The 12,900-nt window shown below is 71.3% G+C and carries 12 protein-coding genes; 5 read left to right on the top strand and 7 right to left on the bottom strand.

The features are described 5' to 3' along the window. Positions 1 to 14 precede the first annotated feature (14 nt). Both FB470_RS06810 and FB470_RS06805 read left to right on the top strand, forming a co-directional pair. Positions 15 to 308, top strand: coding sequence for a hypothetical protein (locus tag FB470_RS06810; RefSeq protein WP_306989635.1), 294 nt, complete (start codon positions 15 to 17; stop codon positions 306 to 308). 165 nt (positions 309 to 473) lie between these two features. Continuing rightward, positions 474 to 1,769, top strand: a complete 1,296-nt coding sequence (locus FB470_RS06805) for a M20 family metallopeptidase (protein WP_306989633.1) — start codon at positions 474 to 476, stop codon at positions 1,767 to 1,769. Positions 1,770 to 2,416: 647 nt separating this feature from the next. On the opposite strand, the gene FB470_RS06800 is transcribed toward FB470_RS06805, so the two are convergent. Further along, positions 2,417 to 2,869, bottom strand: a complete 453-nt coding sequence (locus FB470_RS06800) for a gamma-glutamylcyclotransferase (RefSeq protein ID WP_306989631.1) — start codon at positions 2,867 to 2,869, stop codon at positions 2,417 to 2,419. Positions 2,870 to 2,966: 97 nt separating this feature from the next. On the opposite strand from FB470_RS06800, the gene FB470_RS06795 reads away from it, so the two are divergent. Continuing rightward, positions 2,967 to 4,370: an NAD(P)H-quinone dehydrogenase gene (locus FB470_RS06795; protein ID WP_306989629.1), complete on the top strand. Its 1,404-nt coding sequence runs from the start codon at positions 2,967 to 2,969 to the stop codon at positions 4,368 to 4,370. A gap of 82 nt (positions 4,371 to 4,452) precedes the next feature. Continuing rightward, on the top strand, positions 4,453 to 4,947 hold the full coding sequence (locus tag FB470_RS06790) for a hypothetical protein (protein WP_306989627.1): 495 nt from the start codon (positions 4,453 to 4,455) through the stop codon (positions 4,945 to 4,947). 54 nt (positions 4,948 to 5,001) lie between these two features. Here the strand turns inward: FB470_RS06790 and glpK are convergent, their stop codons facing one another. Further along, complete coding sequence (glpK, locus tag FB470_RS06785; RefSeq protein ID WP_306989625.1) at positions 5,002 to 6,507, bottom strand: glycerol kinase GlpK; 1,506 nt, start codon at positions 6,505 to 6,507, stop codon at positions 5,002 to 5,004. Positions 6,508 to 6,539: 32 nt separating this feature from the next. Next, positions 6,540 to 7,532, bottom strand: coding sequence for an MIP/aquaporin family protein (locus FB470_RS06780; RefSeq protein WP_306989623.1), 993 nt, complete (start codon positions 7,530 to 7,532; stop codon positions 6,540 to 6,542). Between the two features lie 150 nt (positions 7,533 to 7,682). Here FB470_RS06780 and FB470_RS06775 point away from each other — a divergent pair, with 150 nt between their 5' ends. Next, on the top strand, positions 7,683 to 9,395 hold the full coding sequence (locus tag FB470_RS06775) for a glycerol-3-phosphate dehydrogenase/oxidase (protein ID WP_306989622.1): 1,713 nt from the start codon (positions 7,683 to 7,685) through the stop codon (positions 9,393 to 9,395). Positions 9,396 to 9,456: 61 nt separating this feature from the next. Here the strand turns inward: FB470_RS06775 and FB470_RS06770 are convergent, their stop codons facing one another. The 4 genes from FB470_RS06770 to FB470_RS06755 form a co-directional block, all read right to left on the bottom strand. Next, positions 9,457 to 10,095 carry an AMP-binding protein gene (locus tag FB470_RS06770; RefSeq protein WP_306989620.1) on the bottom strand — a complete coding sequence of 213 codons (639 nt, stop codon included), beginning with the start codon at positions 10,093 to 10,095 and terminating at the stop codon, positions 9,457 to 9,459. Positions 10,096 to 10,229: 134 nt separating this feature from the next. Beyond that, positions 10,230 to 10,592 (bottom strand): DUF1707 SHOCT-like domain-containing protein, encoded by a 363-nt coding sequence (locus tag FB470_RS06765; RefSeq protein WP_306989619.1) that lies wholly within the window; start codon positions 10,590 to 10,592, stop codon positions 10,230 to 10,232. Then, positions 10,589 to 11,077, bottom strand: a complete 489-nt coding sequence (locus FB470_RS06760) for a DUF1707 domain-containing protein (protein WP_306989617.1) — start codon at positions 11,075 to 11,077, stop codon at positions 10,589 to 10,591. The genes FB470_RS06765 and FB470_RS06760 overlap by 4 nt, the downstream gene beginning before the upstream one ends. A 9-nt stretch (positions 11,078 to 11,086) precedes the next feature. Beyond that, positions 11,087 to 12,886, bottom strand: a complete 1,800-nt coding sequence (locus FB470_RS06755; protein WP_306989616.1) for an acetyl/propionyl/methylcrotonyl-CoA carboxylase subunit alpha — start codon at positions 12,884 to 12,886, stop codon at positions 11,087 to 11,089. Positions 12,887 to 12,900 lie beyond the last annotated feature (14 nt).

The raw sequence follows: 12,900 nt of genomic DNA, 5'->3' as shown, positions 1-12,900 counted from the left end.
GCACACTGGGCTGCATGGTCAAGGTGCGTGCCGTGCTGACGGGTCTGGTGCTGGCGACGATGGTGGCGCTCGCCGCGCCGGCCGCGCCCGCGCTGGCAGCCCCGGTGTCCGTGCACGTGACGGCCGCGGACGTGGTGACGCAGCAGACCACCGATCCGGGGCCCCGCATCGACCCCGAGCAGACCAGCAAGGCCAACCAGGAGAAGACGAAGAACAAGATCGTCGTCGGGGTGCTCGCCGCGCTGCTCGCGCTGATCGTCCTGTGGGGACGGAGCGTGCGGAAGAAGCGGCGCAAGGCGTCCAGCTGAGCCGCCCGCGGAGTATTCGGTTACGCCGTATTCCGTAGTGCCGCTCGCCGCAGATCCACTACCGGCCGTCGCCCAGCGTGAGATCTGGTTCGAACATTGCTGCTTGCATGGTGCAGGATTGCGGCAAATGGGTTACGTAGTTCTCACTGTGCATGGAGGTGCGGCGTGACCGTGCTGGACTCCCGTCCGGAGGTTCCCGGTGATCAGGGTGGTCGCCCTACCTCGATCGAGGAGCCGGACGCGCTGATCACGGCGGACGGCGTCAGCATGGCTCCCGTGACCGATCTGGGTGCGGGCCGGGGCCCCTTCTGGCTGGACGAGTGGCTCGAGCGCGGTGGCGCCGACCTGGTCGCCTGGCGGCGCCACCTGCACGCCCACCCCGAGCTGGCGCGGCACGAGTTCGCGACCACCGAGCTGATCACCGGCATCCTGCGCTCGGCCGGTCTCGATCCCGAGGTCCTGCCCGGCGGCACCGGCGTGATCTGCGACGTCGGCAGCGGTGACCGGTGCGTCGCGCTGCGTGCCGACATCGACGCCCTGCCGCTCACCGAGGCGACCGGCCTGCCCTACTCGTCGACCGTCGACGGCGCGGCGCACGCCTGCGGCCACGACGCGCACACCGCGATCCTGCTGGGTGTCGCCAAGGCCCTGGCCTCGGCGCCCGAGCTGCCCGGCCGCGTGCGGCTGATCTTCCAGCCCGCCGAGGAGGTCATGCCCGGCGGCGCGCTCGACGTGATCACCGCGGGCGGGCTCGACGGCGTCGACCGGATCTTCGGCCTGCACTGCGACCCGCGCGTCGAGGTGGGCCGCATCGGCACCCGCGTCGGCGCCCTGACCTCCGCCGCCGACCTGATCGAGCTGCGGCTGACCTCGCCCGGCGGTCACACGTCCCGCCCGCACCTGACCGCCGACCTGGTGCACGCGCTCGGCGTGGTCATCACGTCGCTGCCGTCCCTGCTGTCCCGGCGCGTCGACCCGCGGTCGGGCACCGTGCTCGTGTGGGGCGCGGTGCACGCCGGGCAGGCCGCCAACGCGGTGCCCGAGGAGGGCGTGCTGCGGGGGACGCTGCGGACCGCCGAGCACGAGGTGTGGAAGGCGCTGGAGCCGATGGTCCAGACGGCCGTGGAGTCGCTGCTCGCGCCCACCGGCGTCGGTTTCGAGCTGGACTACCGCCGCGGGGTGCCGCCGGTCGTCGGTGATCAGGAGAGCACGTCGCTGCTGCAGGCCGGGATCGAAGCCGCTCTCGGCGACCACGCGATGACCGGTACCGAGCAGTCGTCGGGCGGCGAGGACTTCGCCTGGTACCTCGAGCACGTGCCGGGCGCCTTCTGCCGGCTGGGCGTCTGGTCCGGCGACGGCGACCAGCGCGACCTGCACCGGCCCACCTTCGAACTCGACGAGCGGGCCCTGCACGTCGGCGTCCGCGTGATGGTCCACACCGCACTGGCCGCCCTGGCCTGAGCAGCGGGAACAAGGCCGGCGATCGTCGTCCCGACGATCGCCGGCCTTCGCTTGTCCACAGGGGCGGGAGTTGTCCACAGGGGTTGTGGACAACTGGGGGTGAGGATGTGATATGGCGGCCTGGTGTCGACAGGGGCCTGCGTTTTGCCGGGCGCGCGTGAGGCGGGCTTGGCGCCTCGACGGGGGAGTTCGCCCGCTGCCCTGGCAGCCGGGTCAGCATGTGATGCCGCGGCAGGGGCGGGTGCGCAGGTCAGGCCTCGGCGCTTAGGGCGCGTCGTCCACCGAGCGCGGGCGGGCGTCAGCGGTTGTGCCTGCGCGGGGTGTGTCGGGCGCTCGGGGAAGCGGGTGCACCGGCGTCGGCCGCCGGAGCGTCCGCCCAGGCGGCCGGGGTCGGGTTGTGATGCCGGGGCCGGGCGGGTGCGCAGGTGAGGCCTTGGGCGCTGAGGGCGCGTCGTCCGGCGAGCGCGGGTGGGCGGGCCCAGCGGGCGCGCCTTGCGGGGTCGTGCCGAGTGCGCGCGGGAGCCGGCTCGTCGCCTGGGCCGGGGGCTACGGGAATGGTGCGCGTCCCGGCTCGGGGGCTGGTACGGCGGCCGGGGAAGCTGGTGCACCGGCGTCGGCTGCCGGAGCGTCCGCCCAGGCGGCCGGGGTCAGGATGTGATGCCGCGGCAGGGGCGGGTGCGCAGGTCGTCCACGTAGTCGGTGGGCGCGCCGGCCGCTTCGGCGGAGTCGGCCAGCACGCCGAGGTACCGCGCGGACGGCAGGCCGCCCTCGTAGGCGTCCAGGACGTACAGCCACGCCAGCACCGAGCCGTCCATGGTCTGCACCCGCAGCCGGATCTTGTTGTGCAGCCCGAGCTCGCCGCCCTCCCAGCGGTCCAGCAGTCCCTCGTCCAGGGGCGTCACGTCGTACAACACCACGAAGACCCGGGAGCCCGGGTCCTCGACGATGGTCGCCAGCGCGCCTTCCCACCCGAGGTCCTCGCCCCCGAAGGTCAGCCGCCAGCCCTCCAGCCAGCCGGTGCCGGCCATGGGCGAATGCGGCGCCCGTTCCATCATCTGATTCGGATCCATGTTGGACCCGTAGGCGGCATACAACGGCACGCGCACAGCCTAGCCGCCCCTCGCTCACCCGACCGGACGTACTCCGGGTGTCGCGGCCTAAGGTTGTGGCTGAAGTGCGCGTGAGGAGGAGGAGTACGTGACCAGGATCGTGATCATGGGCGGCGGACCGGCGGGCTACGAGGCGGCGCTGGTGGCCGCACAGCACGGCGCCGACGTCACGATCGTCGAGAAGGACGGCCTCGGCGGCGCCTGCGTGCTCTACGACTGCGTCCCGTCCAAGACGTTCATCGCCTCCTCCGGCGCCCGCGCCAACATGCACGGCCTCGGTGAGCTGGGCATCATCACCGACATGGCCGACACGGGCGTCGACCTGCGCACCGTCCACGGCCGCGTGAAGGGACTCGCCCTCGCCCAATCGGCCGACATCCGCGCCCGCGTGCAACGCGAAGGTGTGAAGATCCTCACCGGCACGGGTCGCTTCGACGACGACGAACCCGGCCTGGCCGCCCACAAGGTCCGCGTCACGAAGGACACCGGTGACGTCGACGTGCTCGACGCCGACGTGGTCCTCATCGCCACCGGCGCCACCCCGCGCGTGCTGCCCGGCGCGGTGCCCGACGGCGAGCGCATCCTCGACTGGCGCCAGCTCTACGACCTGCCCGAACTGCCCGAGCACCTCGTCGTGGTCGGCTCGGGTGTCACCGGCGCCGAGTTCGCTTCCGCCTACACCGAGATGGGCGTCAAGGTCACGCTCGTCTCCAGCCGTGACCGCGTCCTGCCGCACGAGGACGCGGACGCCGCGGCCGTGCTGGAGGAGGTGTTCGCCCAGCGGGGCAACACCGTCGTCAAGCACGCGCGCGCCGAGCGGGTCGAGCGCACCGAGAAGGGCGTCGAGGTCCACCTGCAGGACGGGCGCGTCATCGAGGCCAGCCACGCGCTGATGACCGTCGGATCGGTCCCCAACACCGAGGACATCGGCCTGGAGAAGGTCGGCATCGAGCCGGGCCCGGGCGGGTTCATCACGGTCGACCGCGTGTCCCGCACCAGCGTCCCGGGCATCTACGCGGCCGGCGACTGCACCGGTGTGCTGATGCTCGCCTCCGTCGCCAGCATGCAGGGCCGCATCGCGATGTGGCACGCGCTCGGCGAGGGCGTCGCGCCGATCAAGCTCAAGACCGTGGCCGCGAACGTGTTCACCCATCCGGAGATCGCGACGGTCGGCATCAGCCAGAGCGCCATCGACTCCGGCGAGGTGCCCGCGCGCACCATCATGCTGCCGCTGGCGACCAACGCGCGCGCCAAGATGGAGGGCCTGCGGCGCGGTTTCGTGAAGCTGTTCTGCCGCCCCGCGACCGGCGTGATCGTCGGCGGTGTGGTCGTGGCGCCGACGGCGAGCGAGCTGATCCTGCCGATCGCGCTCGCGGTGCAGAACCAGCTGACGGTGGACCACCTGGCGCTCACGTTCGCGGTGTACCCGTCGCTGTCCGGCTCCATCACCGAGGCCGCGCGGCAGCTGATGCGGCACGACGACCTGGACTGACGTCACGGTTCGATGTCGGGAGCCAACCGCGGCCCCGCCGGCGCGCCTTAAGGGCCATCAGCTCTACCGCCGTGAGGCCGCCATGAGAACAACCGCCATCGCCGTCGGACTGCTCGCGACCCTGCTCGCCGCGACGCCGGCGTTCGCGCAGGGCACCATTGAACCCGGCTCGTCGTCCCCGGCTCCGCCCAGCGGGACCTCGTCGGCTCCGCCTTCGCCGGAGCCGACGCCCGCCTGGTTGACACTGTCCGCCTACAGCGGGCACGCCGGCGAGAAGGTCGCGGTCGCCGCCGCCTGCTTCGACCGGTTCGGTCCACTCACGACCCGAGCCCTGCGGGTGACGCAACCCCTGGCCGCGAACGCGGAGGGGCACCAGCCGTGGGCGCTGTTCGCCGAAACGGTGATCCGCGATGTCCCCGAAGGCTCATACCCGGTGTCGTTCCACTGCGGCGGGGAACCGGTGACGGTCCACTTCACCGTGCTCCAGCGGCGGCCGGACACCACGCCCGGCACGGGGCAGACGCGCACCGTGCCGCGGGGCGCGCCGGAAACCGGTGACGGGTCGCTGGCCCCTTGAGTCCGCTGTGGACGGCGCGCTTCCCCTGCCCGGCAACGGAAGCGCGCCGTGGGTTCACTCCACCCAGTCGAAGGTCTTCGTGACCGCCTTCTTCCAGTTGTGGTACTGGGCGTCGCGCAGCCCGGCGTCCATCGACGGGGTCCATTCCTTGTCCTGGGCCCAGTTGTTGCGGATGTCGTCCTCGCTCTCCCAGAAACCGGTCGCCAGGCCGGCGGCGTAGGCGGCGCCCAGCGCGGTCGTTTCGGCCACCACCGGGCGGATCACCGGCACGTCCAGGATGTCCGCCTGGAACTGCATCAGCAGCTCGTTGACGACCATCCCGCCGTCCACCTTCAGCGACTTCAACGGCACACCGGAGTCGGCGTTCATCGCCTCGATGACCTCGCGCGTCTGGAACGCCGTGGCCTCCAGGACGGCCCGCGCGATGTGCCCCTTGTTCACGTACCTCGTCAACCCGGCGATCACGCCCCGCGCGTCGGAGCGCCAGTACGGCGCGAACAGACCCGAGAACGCCGGCACGAAATACGCCCCGCCGTTGTCGTCCACGGTGCCGGCCAGCGTCTCGATCTCCGCCGCACTGCTGATGATGCCGAGGTTGTCGCGCAGCCACTGCACCAGCGAACCGGTCACCGCGATGGAACCCTCCAGCGCGTAGACCGTGTCGTTGGAGCCGATCTTGTAGCAGACCGTGGTGAGGAGGCCGTTTTCGGACATCACCTTTTCCGTGCCCGTGTTCAGCAGCACGAAATTGCCGGTGCCGTAGGTGTTCTTGGCCTCGCCGGGCGACAGGCACGCCTGCCCGAACGTCGCCGCCTGCTGGTCGCCGAGGATGCCGGCGATCGGCACACCCGAGAGCACCCCGCGCGGCCGGACCTTGCCGTACTCCTCCGACGAGGACCGGATCTCCGGCAGCATCGACATCGGGATGCCCATGTCCGCGGCGTTGTCGGAGTCCCAGCTCAACGTGTCCAGGTCCATCAGCAGGGTCCGGGACGCGTTCGTCGGGTCGGTGATGTGCACGCCGCCGTCCGGGCCGCCGGTCATGTTCCACACGACCCAGGTGTCCATGTTGCCGAACACCAGGTCGCCAGCCTCGGCGCGGTCGCGCGCGCCCTCGACGTTGTCGAGGATCCACTTGATCTTCGGGCCGGAGAAGTAGGTCGCCAGGGGCAGACCCGTCTTCGGGCGGTACCGCTCCTGCCCGCCGCCGAGGTCGCCGAGCTCGTCGACGATCCGGTCGGTGCGGGTGTCCTGCCAGACGATCGCGTTGTAGACCGGCTTGCCGGTCGTGCGGTCCCACACCAGCGCCGTCTCGCGCTGGTTCGTGACCCCGACGGCGGCGATGTCGCCGGCCTGCAGATCGGCTTTCGCGAGCGCGCCCGCGGTGACCGCGCGCGTGTTCTCCCAGATCTCCTCGGCGTTGTGCTCGACCCACCCGGCCTGCGGGAAGATCTGCTCGTGCTCTCGCTGGTCCACGGCGACGACGCCACCCGAGTGATCGAAGATCATCGCCCGGGTGGACGTCGTGCCCTGGTCGATGGCGGCGACATATGAGGGCATGGTGCTCCTCTCGTTGGTTTGCCTGCCTTGTGCTATTCGGATCTCTGGGCCTGACGGCCGGCCTCGGGCAGGGCGTCGCTCTCGGACGCCGCGCCGTCACCCCGGCCGGCACCGTCCGCCGAACCGGGAACCCGGCCCGGTTCCGGCGTGGGCTCCGCGCCCGGTGCCGGACGGACGGCCAGGACGTTGCCGATGAACAGGTCGTAGACCAGCACACCGACCACCCCGCCGACGAGCGGCCCGACTATCGGAATCCACCAGTAGCCGCTGAACCAGTCCCCGTTACCGGGGAAGGCCTTGCTGCCCCACCCCGCGATGTAGGTCAGCAGCCGTGGCCCCAGGTCGCGAGCGGGGTTGATGGCGTAACCCGCGTTCGTCCCGTAGGTGAGGCCGATGGCCACGACCACCAGGCCCACCACGAACGGGGCGAGGTTGGCCGCCGGAGCCTGGTTCCGGGCGTCGATGATCGCGGCGATGATGGCGACGAGGATCGCGGTGCCGACGATCTGGTCGACCAGTGGTCCCCAGATCCCGTTGCCGAAGTACTTGGCGGGGAACGTCGCGAAGATCGAGAACGTGCTCAACGAGCCCGAGCGGCCCGTCGGCGGGTTCTGCGCGGCGAGGAACGCGTTGATCGCGTCGTGGTAGACCGCGAGGACGACGGCCGCCCCGGCGAACGCGCCGACCACCTGGGCCGCCCAGTAGGGCAGGACCTTCGCCCAGGGGAACTTGCGGCGGATCGCCCAGGCCAGGGTCACCGCGGGGTTGATGTGGGCGCCGCTCACGCCGCCCGCGACGTACACGGCCAATGCGACGGCCAGGCCCCAGCCCCAGGCGATGATCAACCAGTTCGCGGGTCCGAAGTCGGCGGTCTGCCGCCCCGAGCCGGGCAGCCCCGCCACCGCGACCGCCACGGAGCCACATCCCAGGATGATGAGAATCGCGGTGCCGATGAACTCGGCGAGTAATTCACCGGCCGTGGTCTGTCGGAGCCTCGTCCAGGCGCCCGACGTTCGCTCGGTCATGGCACACCTCCCAATGTGCGAGACGACGTTGTCCCGAAGTCACATCGTGCTCGCGCGCTGACCGGACGACAAGCTCTCGCACGGTGAGGACATGCGGAAACGTGTCATGCTGGACGGGACAGGGGACGTCTGCGACGGGAGGAAACCGGAGTGACTGAGGCGAAGCTGGGGCCGGAGGCGAGGGAGGAGACCTGGCGGCGGCTCGGTGCCGAGACGTTCGATCTCGTGGTGATCGGTGGCGGCGTGGTCGGCGCGGGCACCGCCCTCGACGCGGCGACGCGCGGGCTCCGGGTGGCGCTGGTCGAGGCCCGTGACCTGGCCTCGGGCACGTCGAGCCGGTCCAGCAAGCTGTTCCACGGCGGCCTGCGGTACCTCGAGCAGCTGGAGTTCGGGCTGGTCCGCGAGGCGCTGCGGGAGCGGGAGCTGATGCTCACCCGCATCGCGCCGCACCTGGTGAAACCGGTGAGCTTTCTGTACCCGCTCACACACCGGCTGTGGGAACGCCCCTACACCGCGGCCGGCCTGTTCCTCTACGACACGATGGGCGGCGCCCGGTCGGTGCCCGGGCAGAAGCACCTCACCCGTGCGGGTGCGCTGCGGATGGTCCCGGCGCTCAAACGGGACGCCCTGATCGGGGGAATCCGGTACTACGACTCGCAGGCCGACGACGCCCGCCACACGATGACCGTCGCCCGCACCGCGGCCCACTACGGCGCTGTGGTCCGAACCAGTACCCAGGTCGTGCAGTTCCTCCGGGAGGCCGACCGCGTGTCCGGTGTGCGCGTGCGCGACGTCGAGGACGGCCGCGAGACCGACGTCCACGCCAACGCGGTCATCAACTGCACCGGCGTGTGGACCGACGAGCTGCAGCGGCTCTCCGGCAGCCGCGGCCGGTTCCGGGTGCGGGCCAGCAAGGGTGTGCACATCGTCGTGCCGCGGGACCGGATCGTGTCGGAGTCCGGTCTGATCCTGCGCACCGAGAAGTCCGTGCTGTTCGTGATCCCGTGGCGCAACCACTGGATCGTCGGCACCACCGACACCGACTGGCACCTGGACCTCGCCCACCCGGCGGCGACGAAGAACGACATCGACTACATCCTCGAGCACGTCAACTCCGTCCTCGCGACGCCGCTGACGCACGACGACATCGAAGGCGTCTACGCCGGACTGCGGCCGCTGCTGGCGGGGGAGAGCGAGGAGACCTCGAAGCTGTCGCGCGAGCACGCCGTGGCGCGCGTCGCGCCCGGTCTGGTCGCGATCGCGGGCGGCAAGTACACGACCTACCGGGTGATGGCCGCGGACGCGGTGGACGCCGCCGCGCCCGACCTGCCGGGACGGCTGCAGTCATCCATCACGGACAAGGTGCCGCTGCTCGGCGCCGACGGCTACCACGCGCTGGTCAACCAGGCCGACCACCTGGCCGCGAAGCACGGGCTCCACCCCTACCGCGTGCGGCACCTGCTCGACCGCTACGGCTCGCTGGTGCACGAGGTGCTCGCGATCGGCGACGGCAAGCCGGAGCTGCTGCGGCCGATCGAGCACGCGCCGGACTACCTCGCCGTCGAGGCGGTGTACGCGGCGAGCCACGAGGGCGCGCTGCACCTGGAGGACATCCTCGCGCGGCGCACGCGCATCTCCATCGAGTACCCGCACCGCGGGGTCGACTGCGCCGAGCAGGTGGCGCGGCTGGTGGCGGACACGCTGGGCTGGTCCGAGGAGACGGTTGCCCACGAGGTCGAGGTGTACAACGCGCGGGTCGCGGCGGAGCGGGATTCGCAGACGCAGCCGAGCGACGAGGCGGCCGACGAGCGCAGGTCGAGCGCGCCCGAGGCCAGGGCGCGGCTCACGGCGCCGGTCGGCTGACCGGCCCGGAGCTCCCCGGTGTGGCGTCGCTCCGCACGCCGCACCGGGGAAACGCGCGCTCCTAGGCCTCCCCGGCGAGGTTGGCGGCGGCGAAGGTGCCGGTGCCGCTCGCGCGCTCGTGGAGCACCACCGTGTCGCCAGCCAGGAGTGCCTTGCAGGTGAGACGGTTGCCGATCGGGTGCGACAGGGGCGCTATCAACAGCACTCGCTGCGGTCCGTCCGCGTTCGGCTCGGTCGACCGCGCCATTTCCTCGTACAGGTCGCGGTAGCAGACCAGGTTCGTGCCGTCGCCGGAGAACATCGTCTCCACCGCCCGCGGCAGGGCCGAGTCCTCGTCGCGGCGCGGGCCGCGCGGCACGCGGGACGACACCAGCGGCCCGTCGGGTTCGGTGGACAGCACGTGGTCGACCTCGAGCAGCTCCAGCAGATCGGTGCGCGGACCGTCCACGTGCACCACTCGTGCGCCGAGCAACTGGGAGGCGAACTGCAGAAGAATTGTTTCCGGCGCGTTTCCGCCGGTAATTGCGACGAGCTGGCCGGGGACGATCCCCTCGGTTTTCAGTGTCGCATGCAGCCGCCGTAATGTGTCGAAGGTCTCTCGATACGTCATCGACCGGCCACGATGGGCGAATGCGATCTGATCGCCGCCATCTAACAGCACGTCGAGGATGCGGGTCAGAAAGACGCTGGACTCGCCCACGTTCCCCCCGTTCAGCGCTGAATAGGAATCTGAATCCAGATCACCACAACCCGACCGGTGGTGCGAGGAATTGTGTCGGCGAGCACAAGAGGACTAGAACACAGTGCCGCGCGAGCGCGGGACGGGCGGTTTCGTCAGCGGCGCCGCAGGGTCAGCACCGCCACGACCACGACCGGGATCAGGACCACCATCCACACACCGCGGGTCAGCACGAACAGCGCCACCGCCGCGATCACCAGCAGCGGCAGCAGGCCCATCCCGACCTTCCGCGCGGGCGGCCGCGACGGAACGGGCTTGCCGAGCACCCGAGGCCGGGGTTCGGGCAGGTCGGCGAACTGCCGCGCCAGCTCCGACCGGGTGCGGGCCGCCGCGACGTGCGCCGAGCGGCGGCCGAACTCGTCGATGTCCAGGCGACCGGTGCGGACGTGCTCGGACAGGGCCTCCAGGGCCTCCGAACGCTCGTCATCGGAGAGCCGCAGGTCCGGCTGGTCGTTCACCGCCGGTCCCACCGGTCACGGCGGCGGTCCCGCCGGTCGCGCCGGTCGTAGGCGCCGTGCCGGTCCCGCTCCCAGTCCTTGCCCCAGAAGGCGCTGCCCGCCGCGGTGAACAGGAACGGCAGCGCGAACCACCACCAGCCGCCGACGGTGAGGAACAACGCGACCGCCGCCACCCACAGGAACGGCACCGCGGCGGCCGCGACGCGCTGCGGCAGGGGGCGGTCCGACCACTGGGGCGGCTGGTCCGGCTTCTTCGCCACCGCCTTCGGCGGTTGCGGCTTCTCGAACCGCGGGTGCGGCTCGGGCAGGTCGGCGAACAGTCCGGCGAGGTCCCGCCGCGTGCGAGCGGCGGTGACCCGCGCCGAACGGTCGCCGTATTCGTCGAGGTCGAGTCGCCCGGCACTCAGGTGCTCCCCGAGTGCCGTCAGCGCCGACTCCCGTTCTTCGTCGCCGATCCGCAGATCAGGCGAGGGAACCTCGGTCACACCGCCAGGTTAGTCCTTGATTTCGAGCAGGGAAGCGCCTTGCGTGACCGCGGTGCCCACCTCGACGGAAAGTCCCGTCACGGTGCCCGACTTGTGTGCCGTGACCGGGTTTTCCATCTTCATGGCCTCGAGCACGACGAGGAGCTCGCCCGCCTCGACCTGCTGGCCGTCCTCGACCGCGATCTTGACGATCGTGCCCTGCATCGGCGCGGCGACGGTGTCACCGCTGACCGCGGACTTCGCGCCGCCGCCCCGCTTGCGCGGCTTGGCCTTGGCGCCACCGCCGTTGCCCTTGCCGCCCCCGCCGAGCGCGAGGTCGCCGGGCAGCGAGACCTCCAGCCGCTTGCCGCCGACCTCGACGACCACCGTCTGGCGCGGCTCGGCCTCCTCCTCGGCTTCGGCGGCCGCGGTGAACGGTTCGATCCGGTTGTCGAACTCGGTCTCGATCCAGCGGGTGTGGACGGAGAAACCCTCGTCGTCGCCGACGAACGCCGGGTCGCGCACGATGACGCGGTGGAACGGCAGCACCGTGGCCATGCCCTCGACGACCATCTCGTCCAGCGCCCGGCGGCTGCGCTCCAGCGCGTTCTGCCGGTCGGTGCCGGTGACGATGACCTTCGCGAGCATCGAGTCGAACTGGCCGCCGATGACGCTGCCGGTGACCACACCGGAGTCGACCCGGACACCCGGGCCCTCCGGGAACACCAGCTTGGTGACGGTGCCCGGCGCGGGCAGGAAGTTGCGGCCGGCGTCCTCACCGTTGATGCGGAACTCGATCGAGTGGCCGCGCGGCTCCGGGTCGTGCGTGAACCGCAGCTTCTCGCCGCGGGCGATGCGGAACATCTCGCGCACCAGGTCGATGCCCGCGGTCTCCTCCGACACCGGGTGCTCGACCTGCAGCCGGGTGTTGACCTCGAGGAACGAGATGGTCCCGTCCAGGCCCACCAGGTACTCGACCGTGCCCGCGCCGGAGTAGCCGGCCTCCTTGCAGATCGCCTTGGCGGACTCGTGGATCGTGCGGCGCTGCTCGTCGTTCAGGAACGGCGCGGGGGCCTCCTCGACGAGCTTCTGGTGACGGCGCTGCAGCGAGCAGTCGCGGGTGCCGACCACCACGACGTTGCCGTGCAGGTCGGCCAGGACCTGGGCCTCGACGTGGCGCGGCTTGTCGAGGTAGCGCTCGACGAAGCACTCGCCCCGGCCGAACGCGGCGACCGCCTCGCGGGTGGCCGACTCGAACAGCTCGGGGATCTCCTCCTTGGTGCGTGCCACCTTCAGACCGCGGCCACCACCACCGAAGGCCGCCTTGATGGCCACCGGCAGACCGTGCTCGTCGGCGAAGGCGATGATCTCGTCGGCGTTCGACACCGGGTCCTTGGTGCCCGGGACCAGGGGGGCACCGGCCTTGAGCGCGATGTGCCGCGCGGTGACCTTGTCGCCGAGGTCGCGGATGGCCTGCGGGCTCGGCCCGATCCAGGTCAGGCCCGCGTCGATGACCGCCTGCGCGAAGTCGGCGTTCTCGGAGAGGAAGCCGTAGCCGGGGTGGACGGAGTCGGCGCCGGACCGCTTGGCGACGTCGATGAGCTTGTCGATGACGAGGTAGCTCTCCGCCGCCGTGGTCCCGCCGAGGGCGTATGCCTCGTCGGCGAGCTGGACGTGCGGGGCGTCGCGGTCGGGCTCGGCGTACACCGCGACACTCGCGAGCCCGGCGTCCTTGGCCGCTCTGATGACGCGGACCGCGATCTCACCCCGGTTGGCTACGAGGATCTTGGTCACCGGTCCGCCCTGGGTCGCGCTGGCCTGCTCGGGCACGCCCTTACCTCCAT

The sequence above is a fragment of the Amycolatopsis thermophila genome (assembly GCF_030814215.1).
GTDB lineage: Bacteria > Actinomycetota > Actinomycetes > Mycobacteriales > Pseudonocardiaceae > Amycolatopsis_E > Amycolatopsis_E thermophila.
The sequence above is the reverse complement of the archived record's forward strand: the minus strand, read 5'-3'. Positions and strand labels throughout refer to the sequence as shown.